This is a genomic window from Seohaeicola saemankumensis (assembly GCF_042678485.1).
GTDB classification, from domain to species: domain Bacteria; phylum Pseudomonadota; class Alphaproteobacteria; order Rhodobacterales; family Rhodobacteraceae; genus Seohaeicola; species Seohaeicola saemankumensis.
Genome location: NZ_JBHTKR010000004.1, coordinates 107,972 through 124,658, shown reverse-complemented (window position 1 = coordinate 124,658; position 16,687 = coordinate 107,972). Strand labels below are relative to the sequence as shown.

The window sequence follows — 16,687 nt, the reverse complement described above, 5'->3', positions numbered from 1 at the left end:
GAAGTCGGACACACCGTCCGGACGCCTGCCTTCTGACATCTGCAAGAAACGGATCGATCCGCTACTTGCGCCATCCGATTGGATGCCAGGCCAACATGACCGCCGAGTCCTAAGGGAGTCCTAAGCCGACACCCGGATTTGCGAAGGATTTGACGCAAATCTTCGCTCAGGCGCGTTTTTCCACGCGGCCTTTATGCATGGATTCAAAGGTCGTCTTTCGGCCCGTCTGGTCATAGGTTTCCAGCGTGTCCCGGACGCGGCGCAGGGCCGAAACGCGGTCGGCTACGGCGCGTATTCCTTCCAGTGCGGTGTCCAGCAGCGCCTGGTTTCGCAGCGCCTTGTCCTTCAGGACATCAAGATCGAGAAAGGTCGGCGGTAGAAGCTGGTTCAACCGGTCGATCACCTGTTCCTTTTCGCGCAGGATTCGGGACAGCCCCTCAAGATCGCCGGCCAGCAGCGCGTCGCGCTCCCGCTCCAGCAGGTCATCCAATTCCCCCAGAATTGGCGGGATCGCGTTTGGTTTCGACGGGACCGGGTCACTCGTTTTCATGCTGACGCTCCTTCAAGGCGTGATACAGGGTTTCGGCAAGGCCGATTCCGCCGGCTTTGACCATGCTTTCGGCCTGTGCCTGACGCAGGAATGATGCGAACTGATCCTCTCCTGCGCCCCCTCCGAATGATGGGCTGGTGTTGCCAAGCCCCGCGGATTTCAACATTTCGGCCAGAAAACCGGCCTCCAGTTGTTCGGCGGCGGCGCGCAGCGGTGACTTTTCCGGTCTCGGCGCAGGCGCCTGCAAAATCTGGGAGGGCAGGGCGGAGGAAGGAGGTTGTGGCATGGGTTTGCTCCAATTGCTGTGATTTTTTCCAGCATGCCCTGCTGGTGGTAAAGAACCGGTAACGACATGTGTGCATCATGGGACAAGACAGATTTTTTCGGAGAACCGAATGTCCCTTGCGCCGCTGACGCCCACCTTCCCCCAGAGCTTTCCTGTATCTCAGGGGGATATGCTGCCTGTTCGCTCCGTCGGCGAGATAACTGACGGTCAGGCACAGCCGTTCTTGACGGATCTGCCTGATTTCGCGGATTTCATGGCGCAGATCGACAAGGTTGCGCCCAGCGCGACACATGCAACAGAAACCGGTTCCGCCTCCGAAGCAACGGCGCGCCCGGAATCGGAAATACCCCTGCGCCCGGCATCGGAAAAAGATGAAGCTGAATCAGAGACATATCTGCCAGAATCACAAACCGCCGGGGTCGATGACCCGGCAACTTTGGCAGAATCCGCCACGGGCCCGGAAACTGACAGCTCGGACATTTTCATCGGCGATACCGTCAGCCTGCGGCCCCCTGTTTTCCAGCTGATCCCACGCGCTGCCGAATCGGTGCAGGCGGCGTCCTGGCATCAGAATGTCGATGAAACCGCGGATTCAGAGACCCTTGTGCACAGACCGGACTCGCCAGCGGAATACCTGCACGTGTCAGGCGTGCCGTTCGATATAGTCAAGCCATTGGGCGGCGATCAGGATCCGGGCGCTGATTTCGCGCTCTTCGCCCCGGTCGACAAAACAATCCAGAACGGTGGCGGGACCAAGGTCAGCAGTGCTTCCATGTCCTTGCAGGAATTCACCATCGTAGCCAGCGCCGCGCGCAGTCCGATTGCCCCAATGACCCGGGACGGGCGTGATGTTCCTGCCGGATCAGCGGGTGTGCCCGAATCGACGCCGGCCTTGGGATGGGGCCGCATTGCTGTGCCCGCCGGGTCCGGGGCGTCTTTTTCAGGTGGCGGGTTTTGGCAAGACGCTCCCGTAAATCCAAAATCTGCAGCTACCGCGGAACCGGGGGATGTGCCTGCCGGCCTGCTGCCACGACGCGCGGTTGAACAGGTCTTGGTCAGGCCCGATCCTGCGTTTTCGGGTGTGACCAAAGCCATACCATCGGCGGAAGCTCCAGCCGCGCAAATTCCGCTGTCGGTGGCCGCTGAAAGACAGACGTCCTCCCCTGGATCGGCCCAGACGCATGCTGCTGTTGTTGCGGGCGCCGCTGCCGGTCCCGCGCCATTGCCGACGTCGCCTGGCCGGGTGGCGGCGGACCCTGTCATGCTGTCTTCTGTACCATTGAACCCGTCATTGCCAGGCCGCGTTGATCAAACGCGCCCCAAGACTGAAGTCCCGTTTGCAACGACACAGGGATCACGCAATGCCACACCTGTGCCCATGAAAGCAGAGATCGTTACCCGCAACGCTTGGCGCACAGAAAGTCAGACGTCGCCGACTCAAGGTGAAACAGTGTCTGCTGCGCCTGAGAAAACTCTGGTGAATACGCCGAAGGTTCCCGTTTCGGTGCCGCCTCGTGTGCAAGGCGCGCAAGAAATGGTCCCACTTGCGATGAACCATGCCGGGCATGCCTTTGCGATCATGGAGGGGTTTTTTGACAAGAAAACCACAGAGGACGCGGCAGAGTTCACCACGATTTCCCCGATCGGCACCTCAACCGCGCTGCCGCGTCCCGAAGCCGGTATGCCGCGGCTCGATTTGCCGAGACATGTGGCCCAGCAGATTGCCGACGTCGCGACACGCGCCGCCGACGGGCCTGTTGACCTGCATCTGAACCCGGCGGAGCTGGGAAAGGTACGGATCAGCATGGCCATGGCTGAAGGTGGGATAGCCGTCAATATTCTGGCGGAACGGCCCGAAACACTGGACCTGATGCGGCGGCATATCGACCAGCTTGCCCAGGAATTCCGCCATCTGGGATACGGGACGATCAATTTCTCATTCGGTCAGCAGAAACAAGGACAGGAAAACCGCCAGGACGGTGGCCACGCCGCCACGCCATCCAGTGCATCGGGCGACAGGGTGGCAGCCGCCCCCGCGACACGTGCGGGCCGTCAGGATAGCGGCCTTGATATTCGGATATAGGAAGAGATCATGACAAGCATCGACACTGTGGGCACGCGCCCTGCGATACAAACGGCGCAAGCCGCGCCGCGGCCCGTCATCAATTCGGATTTTGAGACATTTCTGAAAATGCTCACAACGCAGCTCAAGAATCAGGACCCTCTCAACCCGATTGAATCCACTGATTTTGCCGTGCAGCTGGCAACTTTCTCGTCGGTGGAACAACAGGTCATGACCAATGATCTGCTGTCCGGTTTGTCCGGCCAGATGGGTCAGATGGGCATGGCCCAATTGGCTTCCTGGGTCGGGATGGAGGCGCGCGCGCCGATGCCGGCCCAGTTCGACGGCTTTCCCGTCAGGGTCTACCCCACCGTGTCGCCGACCGCCGATGCCGCGCGAATCGTGATCCGCAATGCGCAGGGCACGGTCGTGGAAAGCCTGCCCCTGTCACTGACTCAGGACATGTTCGAATGGACAGGCCGCGACGCGGCAGGCCAGTCCTTTGCCCCAGGTCTCTATAGTTTCGAGGTTGAAAACTACATCGATGGCGGCCTGACCGGCGCAACCACCGCAGAGGTCTATCACCGCATCGAAGAGGCACGGCTTGAAGCCGGCCGAACCGTTCTTGTCATGGAAGGAGGGGCCAGCATCGATGCCGAACAGGTCAAAGCATTGCGCAATTAAGTTCGCTCTGATCTTGTCTGGGCTTTGACGGCAGGACGGTCTACGTCAGGTTTACGCATCCCGACACACCTTTCCGGAAAGGAAGGCAGCGGTCGTGCGAAACGATGAAAACACCGACGGAAATCGGCGCGAATGCCTGATCATTCACAGTTACAGAATATGCCGCCCTCAGCCGTTGTCAGTGACCTGATCAAGTCTGGACAGATCATGCCTGATCAAACCTGGACTGTGCTGCGCGGCGGGCGCACCAATCATCTATGGAAGGTCGAGGACCCAAGGGGTGCTCGCGTCGTCAAGCGCTATGCCAGCAACGCCGCCACACCGTTGTTTCGAAACGATCCACCGGATGAGGCGCGCGTTCTTGTAGCCCTGGAAGGAACCGGCCTTGCACCGCAGCTTTTATATGCAGCAGGGTCATCAACAGACCCGTTCCTTGTCTATCGCCATCAGGCCGGAAAGGTCTGGCGCGAAGGCCCGCAAAAGGTGGCAAGAACCCTCAAGGCGCTGCATGCAAGGCCCGTCACGGCCGCGTTGACGGCCCTGCCCGCCGCGCCGGACGGGACGGACGCGCTGGCCCAACAGACACGTGCGATGATCGCCACGCTACCGGCGGCGCAAGCGGGTCGTCTTCCGCGGCCTGATCCGCTGCGACATATGCCGCCGTCAGGTATTCGTTGCCTGCTGCATGGCGATCCGGTGCCGGACAATCTTGTCTGCACCTCCGATGATCTGGATGCCCTTCCTGTCCTGATCGACTGGCAATGCCCGGCCTTGGGTGATCCCGTTCTTGATCTGGCGATATTCCTCTCGCCGGCCATGCAGCAGATCGCCCGTGGCCGGGTTTTGTCGCCGGATGAAAAGCACGCGTTCCTTGCTGCATATGATGATCCGGCGGCGGCGGACCGGCTGGATGCCCTTCAACCCGTTCTGCATTGGCGCATGGCTGCTTATTGTCTGTGGAAGATCCATCAGGACAGGCCGGACATGGCTTATGGCGCGGCACTGGCGGCAGAGCTGGCGGCGTTGAAGGATCTTTCGGGCTGAACTGTCAGCCCAGAAAAACCAGTGTGGCGATCGTGCCGCCGGCCCCTGTCAGAGCGCCAAGGCCGATCCAGAGCAGAGGTGCCCAACGGCTGGGCCGTGGTTCCGGATCGCCCGCCGTGGCCTGCCGGATCAGCGCGGCTTCGACCAGTCCGGGCAGTCTCGGACCGAAACGCGCCATCACTTGCGCGGTTTTTCCAAGATCGCGCAGCACAGCCCGGGGGCCGATGCTTTGCTTGATGTAATCCTCGACGATCGGTTTCGCGACTTGCCAGATGTTGATTTGCGGATAAAGGCTGCGGGCTACCCCTTCGACTACCACCATGGTGCGCTGCAACAGGATCAGCTCGGTCCGCGTCTCCATGCCGAATCGTTCCGTGACATCGAAAAGATAACTCAGAAGCCGCCCCATCGAGATCTGGGTCGCGTCCATTCCGAAGATCGGCTCGCCCACGGCCCGCAGGGCGCGCGCGAATTCATCCACGTCGCGATTCGCGGGCACGTAGCCTGCCTCGAAATGAACCTCGGCCACGCGTTTGTAATCCTTGCGGATGAAGCCAAACAGGATCTCGGCATAGACCCGGCGGGTATATTCGTCGATGTGGCCCATGATCCCGAAGTCATAGGCGATGATGTCGCCATTGGCCGCGATCTTCAGGTTTCCCTGATGCATGTCGGCGTGAAAGAAGCCGTCCCGCAAGGCGTGATTCAGAAAGAGTTGCAGCACGCGTTCGCCCAGCACGCGGCGGTCATGTCCGGCCGCGTCAATGGCGGCGTTGTCGCCCAGCGGGACGCCCCCGACCCAGCTCATGGTCATCACGCGCCGGCCCGAGAACATCCACTGAATTTCCGGCAGGCCGAAACCTGCGTCCCCAACGGTATTCGCCGCGAATTCCGAGGCCGAAGAGCTTTCAAGCCGCAGGTCAAGCTCGCCCAGCACGACGCCTTCGAAATGGGTGATCACATCCGTCGGCCGCAGGCGGCGTGATGCGGGCGACAGAAATTCGATCATCCCGGCCGCAAAGTAGAACGCGTCGATATCCTTGCGGAAGGCACGCTCGATTCCTGGGCGCAAGACCTTCACGGCCACGTCCTCGCCTGTACCGCGCAGACGCGCCCGGTGCACCTGTGCGATGGAGGCTGCGGCAACCGGCGGCCCGAATTCCGAGAAAACCTCGTCTACCGGCAGTTCAAGTTCCGCCTCGACGCTGGCCTTGGCCTGTTCGATCGAAAATGGCGGCAGCTTGTCCTGTAGCACCCGCAACTGGATGGCCAGTTCGTCGCCCACCACATCGGGGCGCGTTGAAAGCACCTGTCCGAACTTGATGTAGGCCGGGCCCAGCGCGGTCAGGGCACGCGTTGCCGGGGGCATGGTCACATCGCCCTTGATGCCCAGCCAGCGGAAGGGCCAGACCATGCCGCGCAGCACGATCCGTACCAATCGCGGGGCGCTGAATGCGTCAAGCACAACCTCCATCGCGCCGGTCCGCTCAAGCGTGGCGCCGGTACGGATCAGCCGCCAGATGTTATGAGGTCCGCGCATCTCAGATCTTCCAGCCGGAATGCAGCGCTGCGATTCCCAAGCTCAGGTTGCGATATTTCGCCTGTTCGAAACCGGCCGATTTCACCATGCCGAGGAATGTTTCCTGATCCGGGAATTTTCTTATGGATTCAACAAGATACTGATAACTGTCACGATCGTTCGCGATGATCTTTCCCATGGTCGGGATCACGTTGAAGGAATAACGGTCATAGGCCCATTGCATCGCCGGATTGGGGATCTGGCTGAACTCCAGCACCATCAGGCGGCCCCCCGGTTTCAGCACGCGATAGGCTTCGTTCAGGGCTTCCTGCGGGCGGGTCACGTTCCTGATGCCAAAGGAAATCGTATAGACGTCAAAGCTGTTGTCCTCAAAGGGCAGGGCCATGGCGTCGCCGACAACCCAGTCCAGCATCCCGGCCATCTGTTCGGCTTCGGCACGCTTGCGGCCTTCGATCAGCATCGGTTCGGTCAGATCCAGAACCGTTGCATGGGCATATCCCGCGCGCTTGAGATAGCGAAAGCTGATGTCGCCCGTGCCGCCTGCGACATCCAGCAGCCGGGTGCCCGCGCGCGGGGCCAGCCAATCCATCATCGCATCTTTCCAGACGCGATGGATGCCCATGGACATCACGTCGTTCATCACATCGTATTTCGACGCGACAGACCCGAAGACGCCGCGCACGCGCCCGGCCTTTTCCGACTCGGGTACATCCTGAAATCCGAAATGCGTGGTTCTGTTCTCTTGCTCGTCCATCTGGCCTTGCCGTTCCTTGTTCTCACCCTTCTTATAGGGCGCGGACAGGGGCCTGCAATGCGCCCCTTGTCGCGTCCGTTGCCGCAGTCATGCCCATAAGGTGGCCCCATGCCCGAATTGCCCGAGGTTGAAACCGTCCGCCGTGGCCTTGCCCCGGTGATGGAGGGGCAGGTGATCGCACTGGCGCGGGTCAACCGTCCCGATTTGCGCTGGCCCTTTCCGGCGGATATGGCGGCGCGTCTGACCGGGCGGCGCGTGCTGCGGCTGCGACGCCGGTCGAAATACATCCTTGCCGATCTCGACAGCGGCGAGACGCTGTTGATCCACCTGGGCATGTCGGGCCGGATGCTGGTGTCAGGCGATCCGCTGGGGCGCTTCGTGCATGATCACCCGGCGGCGGAAAAACACGACCATGTTGTGCTGGACATGGATAATGGTGCGCGGATCACCTTCAACGATCCGCGGCGCTTCGGCGCGATGGACCTGCTTGAGACGGCAACGGCCGATCAGCACAAGCTGCTGGCGCTGATCGGCCCGGAACCCCTGGGCAACGATTTCAGCGAGCCTTATCTGGTCGCGGCCTTCAAGGGGCGCAACACGCCCGTGAAATCGGCGCTGCTGGATCAGCGCATCGTGGCGGGCCTGGGCAATATCTATGTGTGCGAGGCACTGTTCCGCGCCCGTATTTCGCCGCGCCGCAAGGCCGGGCAGATCGCTGCGGCGCGGGTGGCCGGACTGGTGCCGGTCATTCGCCAGGTATTGGCCGAGGCGATCGAGGCTGGCGGATCATCCTTGCGCGATTTCCGGCAGGCCGATGGCGAACTGGGCTATTTTCAGCACAGCTTCGATGCCTATGGCCGCGAGGGGGAACCCTGCCGCGCGGAAGGCTGTACCGGCACCATCGCGCGGATCGTGCAGTCGGGGCGGTCAAGCTTCTACTGTCCGCTCTGCCAAAGATAACTTGATCCGCGCCGCCAAGCTGATACTCAATCGGGTTTGTCGATAACAAGCGAAAGCAGAATTCATGGCCTATGAGACGATCATCGTCGAAGTAGAAGACCACGTAGCCCTTATCACGCTGAACCGCCCCAATGCCCTGAACGCGTTGAACGACCAGCTGCTGGGCGAGCTGGCGGATGCGCTGACCGGGTGCCAGAACAACGAAAAGGTGCGCTGCATCGTCATCACCGGGTCGGAAAAGGCATTCGCCGCAGGGGCCGACATCAAGATGATGTCCGAGAAATCCTTTGTGGATGTCTTCGCGGGTGACCTCTTCACGCCTGAAAGCGAACAGATCCTGCGCGTGCGCAAGCCGATCATCGCGGCTGTGTCTGGCTATGCGCTGGGCGGCGGGTGCGAACTGGCGATGATGTGCGATTTCATCATCGCATCGGATACCGCCAAATTCGGCCAGCCCGAGATCAACCTGGGCGTCGTCGCGGGCCTGGGGGGCACGCAGCGCCTGACCCGTGCGATCGGCAAGGCCAAGGCGATGGACATGAACCTGACCGGCCGCTTCATGGATGCCGAGGAAGCCGAGCGTTCGGGCCTCGTGTCCCGCGTGGTGCCCGCGAAGAAGCTGATGGAAGAGGCGATGGGCGCGGCCCAGAAGATCGCCGAGAAAAGCATGATCACCGTCATGGTCGTCAAGGAAGCCGTGAACCGGTCCTTCGAGACGACCCTGCGCGAGGGCCTGCTGTTCGAACGCCGCGTGTTCCATTCGCTTTTTGCCAGCGAAGACCAGAAGGAAGGCATGGCCGCCTTCATGGAAAAACGCACGCCCCAGTTCCGCGACCGCTGAATCAGGGCCGGGGGCCAGAGGGAGGGCCGGCAGACACGCCGGCCCTGTTATTTTTGCGGTTTCCAATCGGCGCGAAATCCCGTAAGGACCCCGCTACATGCGCGTGAGACCCGCTCTGGTCAGAATCAGCCGGTTGATGAAACCCGGTCCGGGCCTTTTGCGCGATAGATATTCAACTGACCCGGAAAGTGGGAAAACATCATGGCAAATTCGCCCCAGTCCAAGAAACGCGCCCGTCAGAACGAAGCCCGTTTCGCTGTCAACAAGGCCCGTCGTTCGCGCATCCGTACCTTCATCCGCAAGGTCGAAGAAGCCATCGAATCTGGTGACAAGACCGCCGCTGCCGCAGCACTTCAGGCTGCACAGCCTGAAATGATGCGCGGCGTCACCAAAGGTGTGTTGCACAAAAACACCGTTGCCCGGAAGATCTCGCGCCTTGCCGCTCGGGTCAAAGCGCTGGGCTGAACAGCCTAACCGATTGACACAAAAAGCGCCGTCCGTGGTTTCACCGGGCGGCGCTTTTTTCATGTTTTACGGGCACCGTTTCGCCCCCGAGAGATTCTTTTTCGAAAAGCGTGAGTCAAGGTCATAGTTCGGTTGCTTAGGCTTCACGGCAATTGGTAATTTCACCTTGCGAGTCACTTCGCCCTGGGGGGACAGGGGTGCTGAATAGCCTTGTTTTAAAGGCTGGACGGCGTCGACAAGCAGAAGAAAGGCCATAGTTGCTCATGGTTTTTCGTCTGATTATCGAACACACCGCATCTGCGGTGAACCATGTTCCTCAGATTGTGCATTGTGTGTGAGTTAGTGTGACATGCATCCGCTGGGACCGGGTGCAGTTTGCAGGCCAGACATGATGTGCTGATCGGTCATGCAACACGGGTCTTGCTTCATTGCCGCTGCGGCAGTGTGGGGTCCGCTGTGTGCCGTTGACCCAGGGTCTTGTGATGTTGCGGGACTTGAACAGGCGGGACTTGGGGTAGAATGACACAAGAACAATGGGGACAGCTGCAGCGGAAACTTCTCGGCACTGTGGGCAAGAATAACTATGCCAACTGGATAGAGCCGCTGGAATTTTCCGACATTTCGGAAGGCGTCGCCACGTTCCATGTTCCGACCAATTTCCTGGGAAATTATGTGGCCCAGAACTTCGGTGACCTGATCCTTCACCAGTTGGCAGAGTCCGGCCAGCTTGTGCGCCGCGTGAATTTTCGGGTGCCCGCCAATTCGGCCCAGCGCCCGACGGCTGCATCTGTGTCGGCGCCCCTGTCCGACGCGGCCCCCGCGCCCAGCCTTGGCGCCGATCAGTTACCCGGCGCGCCGCTGGACAGACGCTTCACCTTCGACAGCTTTGTCGTGGGCAAGCCCAATGAACTGGCCCATGCCGCTGCGCGCCGTGTCGCCGAAGGTGGCCCGGTCACGTTCAATCCGCTGTTTCTTTACGGCGGTGTCGGTCTTGGCAAAACCCACCTGATGCACGCGATCGCCTGGGAGCTTCAGACCCGGCGGCCCGACCTGAACGTGGTCTACCTGTCCGCGGAACAGTTCATGTACCGTTTCGTGCAGGCGTTGCGCGATCGCAAGATGATGGATTTCAAGCAGATTTTCCGCGCGGTTGATGTTCTGATGGTCGATGACGTGCAGTTCATCGCGGGCAAGGACAGCACGCAGGAAGAATTCTTCCACACGTTCAATGCCCTGGTGGACGGGAACAAGCAGATCATCATTTCGGCCGACCGTGCCCCCGGAGAGATCAAGGATCTGGAAGACCGGATCAAATCGCGGCTGCAATGCGGTCTTGTGGTGGACCTGCATCCGACCGATTACGAACTGCGCCTTGGAATTCTCCAATCCAAGGTCGAGGCCTACCGTCTTCAGTATCCGGGGCTTGAGATTTCCAACCAGGTGCTGGAATTCCTGGCACACCGGATCAGCACCAATGTGCGTGTTCTCGAAGGGGCGCTGACGCGGCTTTATGCCTTCGCCAGCCTGGTCGGCCGCGAAATCACGATGGAGCTGACGCAAGACTGCCTGGCCGATGTGCTGCGGGCCTCGGAACGCAAGATCACCATCGAAGAGATCCAGCGCCGCGTGTCCGAGCATTACAACATCCGCCTGTCCGACATGATCGGGCCAAAGCGTGTCCGCAGCTATGCACGCCCCCGTCAGGTGGCGATGTACCTGTGCAAACAGCTCACCAGCCGCTCCCTGCCCGAGATCGGACGCCGTTTCGGCGGGCGCGATCACACCACGATCATGCATGGCGTGCGCCGGATCGAGGAGCTGCGCGTGCAGGATGGCCAGATCGCCGAAGATATCGAGATGCTGCGCCGCACACTCGAGGCCTAAGCCTGTTTCATCGCATTGGTAGACCGTCTTGGGGCTTTTTGCATCCGAGGCGGTCTCTCGGTACTTGACGGGCTTCTTTTTCCACCCGAAAACGCAAGAAAAGCCTTGAGTGGGCAGGTATTTGGGATACCTTGCCCATCCCGGCATGGCTGGGCGACCAGGGCGCAAGGCCGGTAGCGGATAGGAGCGACGGAATGAAACTCAGCATCGAACGCGGAACGCTTCTGAAGGCCGTGTCGCAGGCGCAATCTGTTGTCGAGCGGCGCAATACCATCCCGATCCTGGCCAATGTGCTGATCGAGGCCGAAGGAAATACCGTGACCTTCCGCGCCACTGACCTGGATATCGAGGTGCTGGACAAGGCGCCCGCGCAGGTCGAACGCGCCGGGTCCACGACGGTGTCGGCGGTCATGCTGCATGAAATCGTGCGAAAGCTGCCTGATGGATCCCTCGTGACGTTGTCGGATGACAGCGCCGCTGGCCGCTTGAGCGTGCAGGCAGGCCGGTCGCATTTCAATCTGGCGACCCTGCCCAAGGAAGATTTTCCGGTCATGGCCTCCTCGGATTATGCCAGCAATTTCAGTGCCCCGGCGGGCATGTTGCGGCGGCTGTTCGACAAGTCGAAATTCGCCATTTCGACCGAAGAAACCCGGTATTACCTGAACGGCGTCTACATGCATGTGTCCGACGGCGAAGATGGAAAGGTCCTGCGCTGCGTGGCCACCGATGGGCATCGCCTGGCGCGGATTGATGCGCCGCTGCCAGCCGGGGCCGAAGGCATGCCCGGTGTGATCGTGCCGCGCAAGACGGTGGGCGAGCTTCGCAAGTTGCTGGACGATGACGATATGCAGATCGCGGTGTCGGTCTCGGAAACCAAGGTCCGCTTTGCGACGCCTGACATTACCCTGACCTCCAAGGTGATCGACGGGACTTTCCCGGATTACACGCGGGTGATTCCGCAGGGCAATTCGCGCCGTCTCGAAGTGGATGCCCGCGATTTCGCCGCGGCTGTCGACCGTGTGGCCACCGTGTCGTCGGAACGCTCGCGCGCCGTGAAACTGTCGCTGGACGAAGACCGTCTGGTTCTGTCGGTGAACGCGCCCGACAGTGGCGCCGCAGAGGAAGAGCTGGCCGTCGCCTATGGGGACGAGCGGCTGGAAATCGGGTTCAACGCCAAGTACCTGCTGGAAATCGCCAGCCAGGTGGATCGTGAAAACGCGGTGTTCATGTTCAACTCTGCCGGTGATCCCACGCTGATGCGCGAAGGCAATGACATGTCGGCGGTCTATGTCGTCATGCCGATGCGGGTGTGACGGGCGCGCCGCGCTGTTCTGAACAAGGAAAGGCCGGGGCGTGTCTGGCCTTTTTCTGACTGAACTGACCTTGTCGCATTTTCGCTCGCACCGGGCGGGGCGCATGGCGCTGGATTCCCGGCCAGTTGCGCTTTTCGGGCCCAATGGCGCGGGAAAAACCAATCTTCTCGAAGCGGTATCGCTGTTCTCGCCGGGTCGCGGCCTGCGTCGGGCCAGTGCCGCAGATATGGCGCGGCGCCCCGAATCCCTGGGCTGGAAGGTCACGGGGGTTTTACGCAGCCTGCATCAGATACATGAAATTGCAATCTGGTCCGAGGAAGGGGCATCGCGCCAGGTTACGATAGATGAAAAGGCGGCCACACAGCTGTCCCTGGGCCGGATTGCACGGGTTCTGTGGCTGGTCCCCGCGATGGACCGGCTGTGGATCGAAGGGGCCGAAGGGCGGCGGCGCTTTCTGGACCGCATGACGATGAGCTTCATTCCCGATCATGCCGAGGTCAGCCTGACCTACGAAAAAGCCATGCGCGAACGCAACCGTCTGCTCAAGGACCAGGTGCGCGATACGCATTGGTATGGTGCGATCGAGGCGCAGATGGCCCGCGCCGGCGCCGCGATCCATGCCAACCGGCTTGCGGCGCTGGACCTGTTGCGCGCCGCGCAGGATCAGGCCGAAACCGCCTTTCCCGCCGCTGAACTGGACCTGCAACAGACCGAAGGCGAGATGCCCGAAACCGAAGCTGATCTGCTGGATGCGCTGCGCGAAAGCCGGTTCCGCGATCTGGCGGCAGGGCGCAGCCTTGTGGGGCCGCACCGCAGCGATCTTTACGCGGTCTATGCCGCCAAGGGCGTGCCCGCGTCCGATTGCTCGACCGGCGAGCAGAAGGCGCTTCTGGTATCCCTGATCCTGGCCAATGCGCGGGGGCTGGCCCGTGACTTCGGTGCGCCGCCGCTGCTGCTGCTGGATGAGGTCGCGGCGCATCTGGATGCAAACCGTCGCGCCGCCCTTTACGACGAGATCTGCGCGCTGGGCGCGCAAGCCTGGATGACAGGCACCGGGCCCGAACTTTTCGATACCATTGCCACGCGCGCGCAGATGTTCGAGGTCACGGAAGAGGCTGGAACATCGGTGATTTCAGCGCGATAAGACGTCACGCTATTCACCACCTATTCCGAAAGCCCGGACATGACCGCTTCGCCAACCGATCTGCTGCTTTACGCGGGGGCCATCCTGATCCTGTTTCTCACGCCCGGCCCCGTCTGGGTGGCGCTGACGGCCCGCGCGCTGTCAGGCGGCTTCGCGTCGGCCTGGCCGCTGGCGGTGGGCGTGGTCTTGGGCGATATCCTGTGGCCCTTGCTGGCGATCCTTGGCGTTGCGTGGATCGTGTCGGTCTTCGACGGGTTCATGATCGTGATGCGCTATGTTGCGGCGGGCATGTTCCTGTTCATGGGCGTGATGCTGATCCGGCATGCAGGCCATATGATCGGCACGGACAGCCGCCTGACCCGACCGGGCCGCTGGGCCGGTTTCATGGCCGGTGTCGCGGTGATCATCGGCAACCCCAAGGCGGTCCTGTTCTACATGGGCGTCTTGCCGGGCTTCTTTGACCTGACCAGGATCACTTGGGTGGATGTGGCGGCGATCCTTGCCATTTCCTGCGCGATCCCCTTGATGGGCAACCTTCTGATGGCGCTTTCGGTGGACCGCGCAAGGCGGCTTCTGACATCGCCCAGCGCCCTCAGGCGGGTCAATATCGTGGCGGGGGCGTTGCTGTGCCTCGTGGGCCTGATAATCCCCTTCGTATAGCGCAAAATATGGGGCAATGACGTGACATTCCCCCCAAGGTTTCGTATAAAATCCCGAAATCAAGAAGGATTGGCGGAATGTCCGACAACGAAAAGATCCCCGAAGAATACGGCGCGGATTCTATCAAGGTTCTCAAGGGGTTGGAGGCCGTCCGCAAGCGGCCCGGCATGTATATCGGCGATACCGACGATGGGTCGGGTCTGCACCACATGGTCTATGAGGTCGTGGACAACGGCATTGACGAGGCTTTGGCCGGTCATGCCGACCATGTCCATGTGATCATTCACCCCGACAACAGCGTGTCCGTGCGTGACAACGGGCGCGGGATACCCGTCGGCATCCACGAGGGCGAAGGCGTTTCCGCCGCCGAGGTCATCATGACCCAGCTGCACGCGGGCGGCAAATTCGACCAGAACTCCTACAAGGTGTCGGGCGGCCTGCATGGTGTGGGCGTCTCGGTGGTGAACGCGCTGTCCGACTGGCTGGAATTGCGGATCTGGCGCGAGGGCAAGGAACATTACGCCCGGTTCGAACGCGGCGATACCGTGGAACACCTGCGCGTGGTCGGTGATGCCAACGGACAGAAGGGTACAGAGGTGCGCTTTCTGGCCTCGACCACGACCTTCTCGAACCTGGATTACTCCTTTGAAATCCTGGAAAAGCGTTTGCGCGAACTGGCGTTCCTGAACTCGGGCGCGCGGATCATCCTGGAAGACCTGCGGCCGGCAGAACCCCTCAAGACCGAGCTTTTCTATGAAGGCGGCGTGCGGGAATTCGTGAAATACCTCGACCGGTCCAAATCCTCGATCATGTCGGAACCGATCTACATGACCGGCGAGAAAGACGGCATCGGCGTCGAAGTGGCGATGTGGTGGAACGACAGCTATCACGAGAATGTTCTGCCCTTCACCAACAACATCCCGCAGCGCGATGGCGGCACCCATATGGCGGGGTTCCGCGGGGCGCTGACGCGGACGATCAACAGCTATGCCCAGTCCAGCGGCATCGCCAAGCGCGAAAAGGTGGCCTTTACCGGCGATGACGCCCGCGAGGGTCTGACCTGCGTGTTGTCCGTCAAGGTGCCGGATCCGAAGTTCTCCAGCCAGACCAAGGACAAGCTGGTGTCCTCCGAAGTGCGCCCCGCGGTCGAGAACCTGGTGAACGAGAAGCTGGCCGAATGGTTCGAGGAAAATCCGACGCAGGCAAAGGTCATCGTCGGCAAGATCGTCGAAGCGGCGCTGGCCCGCGAAGCAGCGCGCAAGGCGCGCGAACTGACACGGCGCAAGACGGCGATGGACGTGAACTATCTTGCCGGCAAGCTCAAGGATTGCTCGGAAAAGGACCCCTCCAAGACCGAAGTTTTCCTGGTCGAGGGTGACAGCGCCGGCGGTTCGGCCCAGACGGGTCGTGATCGGCGCACCCAGGCGGTTCTGCCCCTGCGCGGCAAGATCCTGAACGTGGAACGCGCGCGGTTCGACCGGATGCTGGGCAGCCAGGAGATCGGCAACCTTGTCATGGCGCTGGGCACCGGGATCGGACGCGATGAATTCGACATCTCGAAGCTGCGCTACCACAAGATCGTCATCATGACCGACGCCGACGTGGACGGCGCGCATATCCGGACGCTGCTGCTGACCTTCTTCTACCGTCAGATGCCGCAGCTGATCGAAGGCGGATACCTCTACATCGCGCAGCCGCCGCTCTACAAGGTCGGGCGCGGCAAGTCCGAGGTTTACCTCAAGGATCAGACCGCGCTTGAGAATTACCTGATCGACCAGGGCACCGAAGGGGCTGTGCTGCGGCTTGGTTCCGGCGAAGATATCACCAGTCAGGATCTGGTCCGCATCGTCGAGGAAGCCCGTCAGGTTCGCCGGATTCTGGAAGCCTTTCCAACGCATTACCCCCGTCATATCCTTGAACAGGCCGCGATTGCCGATGCTTTCGCACAGGGGCGCGCGGATGCCGATCTGCAAGGCGTGGCCGATGCCGTCGCCAAGCGGCTCGACCAGATCGCGGTTGAATATGAACGTGGCTGGACCGGGCGGATCACGCAGGATCACGGCATTCGCCTGTCGCGCGTGCTGCGCGGTGTCGAAGAGGTTCGTACCCTTGATGGCCAGGTTCTGCGGTCGGGCGAGGCGCGCAAGCTGGGCCAGATGAGTGCTGCGCTGCGCGAGGTCTACACGCTGCCCGCCAAGCTGATCCGCAAGGATCGGTCGCAAGCGATCCATGGGCCGCTGGACCTGCTGGATGCGATCCTGAAAGAAGGCGAAAAGGGCCTGTCGCTGCAACGCTACAAGGGTCTGGGCGAAATGAACCCTGAACAGCTGTGGGAAACCACGCTGGACCCCGAAGCGCGGACGCTTTTGCAGGTCAAGATCGACGACATGGCCGAGGCTGACGATCTGTTCACCAAGTTGATGGGTGATGTGGTGGAACCGCGCCGCGAATTCATCCAGCAGAACGCGTTGAATGTCGAAAACCTGGATTTCTGACGATT

At 61.2% G+C, this 16,687-nt stretch carries 15 protein-coding genes; 11 read left to right on the top strand and 4 right to left on the bottom strand.

Features of this window, described 5'->3' with window-relative positions; translation table 11 throughout:
- Window positions 1-166: 166 nt before the first annotated feature.
- Together ACFQ3C_RS10315 and ACFQ3C_RS10310 are read right to left on the bottom strand one after the other, a co-directional pair.
- Entirely contained in the window at window positions 167-550 is a 384-nt protein-coding gene (locus ACFQ3C_RS10315; RefSeq protein WP_380791382.1) for a flagellar biosynthesis protein FlgN, read from the bottom strand.
- Entirely contained in the window at window positions 537-836 is a 300-nt protein-coding gene (locus ACFQ3C_RS10310) for a rod-binding protein (RefSeq protein WP_380791380.1), read from the bottom strand. Before ACFQ3C_RS10310 ends, ACFQ3C_RS10315 begins: the two co-directional genes overlap by 14 nt.
- Window positions 837-945: 109 nt before the next feature.
- On the opposite strand from ACFQ3C_RS10310, the gene ACFQ3C_RS10305 reads away from it, so the two are divergent.
- The 3 genes from ACFQ3C_RS10305 to ACFQ3C_RS10295 all read left to right on the top strand — a co-directional run bounded on the left by ACFQ3C_RS10305 (window position 946) and on the right by ACFQ3C_RS10295 (window position 4,626).
- Window positions 946-2,919 carry a flagellar hook-length control protein FliK gene (locus tag ACFQ3C_RS10305; protein WP_380791378.1) on the top strand — a complete coding sequence of 658 codons (1,974 nt, stop codon included), beginning with the start codon at window positions 946-948 and terminating at the stop codon, window positions 2,917-2,919.
- A 9-nt stretch (window positions 2,920-2,928) separates the two neighbouring features.
- Window positions 2,929-3,582 carry a flagellar hook capping FlgD N-terminal domain-containing protein gene (locus ACFQ3C_RS10300; protein WP_380791376.1) on the top strand — a complete coding sequence of 218 codons (654 nt, stop codon included), beginning with the start codon at window positions 2,929-2,931 and terminating at the stop codon, window positions 3,580-3,582.
- 207 nt (window positions 3,583-3,789) lie between these two features.
- A complete protein-coding gene (locus tag ACFQ3C_RS10295) occupies window positions 3,790-4,626 on the top strand; it encodes a phosphotransferase (RefSeq protein WP_380791374.1) in 837 nt (278 codons plus the stop codon).
- Window positions 4,627-4,630: 4 nt separating this feature from the next.
- Here ACFQ3C_RS10295 and ubiB read toward each other — a convergent pair whose 3' ends face one another.
- Together ubiB and ubiE are read right to left on the bottom strand one after the other, a co-directional pair.
- A complete protein-coding gene (ubiB, locus tag ACFQ3C_RS10290; protein WP_380791372.1) occupies window positions 4,631-6,166 on the bottom strand; it encodes a 2-polyprenylphenol 6-hydroxylase in 1,536 nt (511 codons plus the stop codon).
- Between the two features lies 1 nt (window position 6,167).
- Window positions 6,168-6,920: a bifunctional demethylmenaquinone methyltransferase/2-methoxy-6-polyprenyl-1,4-benzoquinol methylase UbiE gene (gene ubiE / locus ACFQ3C_RS10285; RefSeq protein ID WP_380791370.1), complete on the bottom strand. Its 753-nt coding sequence runs from the start codon at window positions 6,918-6,920 to the stop codon at window positions 6,168-6,170.
- A 108-nt stretch (window positions 6,921-7,028) separates the two neighbouring features.
- Here ubiE and mutM point away from each other — a divergent pair, with 108 nt between their 5' ends.
- The 8 genes from mutM (at window position 7,029) to gyrB (ending at window position 16,682) form a co-directional block, all read left to right on the top strand.
- Window positions 7,029-7,880 carry a bifunctional DNA-formamidopyrimidine glycosylase/DNA-(apurinic or apyrimidinic site) lyase gene (gene mutM, locus ACFQ3C_RS10280; RefSeq protein ID WP_380791368.1) on the top strand — a complete coding sequence of 284 codons (852 nt, stop codon included), beginning with the start codon at window positions 7,029-7,031 and terminating at the stop codon, window positions 7,878-7,880.
- Between the two features lie 64 nt (window positions 7,881-7,944).
- On the top strand, window positions 7,945-8,721 hold the full coding sequence (locus ACFQ3C_RS10275) for an enoyl-CoA hydratase (protein WP_380791366.1): 777 nt from the start codon (window positions 7,945-7,947) through the stop codon (window positions 8,719-8,721).
- 201 nt (window positions 8,722-8,922) lie between these two features.
- Window positions 8,923-9,186, top strand: a complete 264-nt coding sequence (rpsT, locus tag ACFQ3C_RS10270) for a 30S ribosomal protein S20 (protein WP_380791364.1) — start codon at window positions 8,923-8,925, stop codon at window positions 9,184-9,186.
- A 519-nt stretch (window positions 9,187-9,705) separates the two neighbouring features.
- Complete coding sequence (gene dnaA, locus ACFQ3C_RS10265) at window positions 9,706-11,070, top strand: chromosomal replication initiator protein DnaA (RefSeq protein WP_380791362.1); 1,365 nt, start codon at window positions 9,706-9,708, stop codon at window positions 11,068-11,070.
- Window positions 11,071-11,264: 194 nt separating this feature from the next.
- A complete protein-coding gene (gene dnaN / locus ACFQ3C_RS10260) occupies window positions 11,265-12,383 on the top strand; it encodes a DNA polymerase III subunit beta (protein ID WP_380791360.1) in 1,119 nt (372 codons plus the stop codon).
- Between the two features lie 40 nt (window positions 12,384-12,423).
- On the top strand, window positions 12,424-13,527 hold the full coding sequence (gene recF / locus ACFQ3C_RS10255) for a DNA replication/repair protein RecF (protein ID WP_380791358.1): 1,104 nt from the start codon (window positions 12,424-12,426) through the stop codon (window positions 13,525-13,527).
- 39 nt (window positions 13,528-13,566) lie between these two features.
- The gene (locus ACFQ3C_RS10250) at window positions 13,567-14,187 is read left to right on the top strand and encodes a LysE family translocator (RefSeq protein ID WP_380791356.1); all 621 of its coding nucleotides are present in this window, start codon (window positions 13,567-13,569) and stop codon (window positions 14,185-14,187) included.
- Window positions 14,188-14,264: 77 nt separating this feature from the next.
- Window positions 14,265-16,682, top strand: a complete 2,418-nt coding sequence (gene gyrB, locus ACFQ3C_RS10245; RefSeq protein WP_380791354.1) for a DNA topoisomerase (ATP-hydrolyzing) subunit B — start codon at window positions 14,265-14,267, stop codon at window positions 16,680-16,682.
- Window positions 16,683-16,687 lie beyond the last annotated feature (5 nt).

Excerpts from the sequence above, each read along its gene's own strand:
- ACFQ3C_RS10315 (WP_380791382.1), bottom strand. The coding sequence starts at position 550 with ATGAAAACGAGTGACCCGGTCCCGTCGAAACCAAACGCGATCCCGCCA.
- ACFQ3C_RS10310 (WP_380791380.1), bottom strand. The coding sequence starts at position 836 with ATGCCACAACCTCCTTCCTCCGCCCTGCCCTCCCAGATTTTGCAGGCG.
- ACFQ3C_RS10305 (WP_380791378.1), top strand. The coding sequence starts at position 946 with ATGTCCCTTGCGCCGCTGACGCCCACCTTCCCCCAGAGCTTTCCTGTA.
- ACFQ3C_RS10300 (WP_380791376.1), top strand. The coding sequence starts at position 2,929 with ATGACAAGCATCGACACTGTGGGCACGCGCCCTGCGATACAAACGGCG.
- ACFQ3C_RS10295 (WP_380791374.1), top strand. The coding sequence starts at position 3,790 with ATGCCTGATCAAACCTGGACTGTGCTGCGCGGCGGGCGCACCAATCAT.
- ubiB (WP_380791372.1), bottom strand. The coding sequence starts at position 6,166 with ATGCGCGGACCTCATAACATCTGGCGGCTGATCCGTACCGGCGCCACG.
- ubiE (WP_380791370.1), bottom strand. The coding sequence starts at position 6,920 with ATGGACGAGCAAGAGAACAGAACCACGCATTTCGGATTTCAGGATGTA.
- mutM (WP_380791368.1), top strand. The coding sequence starts at position 7,029 with ATGCCCGAATTGCCCGAGGTTGAAACCGTCCGCCGTGGCCTTGCCCCG.
- ACFQ3C_RS10275 (WP_380791366.1), top strand. The coding sequence starts at position 7,945 with ATGGCCTATGAGACGATCATCGTCGAAGTAGAAGACCACGTAGCCCTT.
- rpsT (WP_380791364.1), top strand. The coding sequence starts at position 8,923 with ATGGCAAATTCGCCCCAGTCCAAGAAACGCGCCCGTCAGAACGAAGCC.
- dnaA (WP_380791362.1), top strand. The coding sequence starts at position 9,706 with ATGACACAAGAACAATGGGGACAGCTGCAGCGGAAACTTCTCGGCACT.
- dnaN (WP_380791360.1), top strand. The coding sequence starts at position 11,265 with ATGAAACTCAGCATCGAACGCGGAACGCTTCTGAAGGCCGTGTCGCAG.
- ACFQ3C_RS10250 (WP_380791356.1), top strand. The coding sequence starts at position 13,567 with ATGACCGCTTCGCCAACCGATCTGCTGCTTTACGCGGGGGCCATCCTG.
- gyrB (WP_380791354.1), top strand. The coding sequence starts at position 14,265 with ATGTCCGACAACGAAAAGATCCCCGAAGAATACGGCGCGGATTCTATC.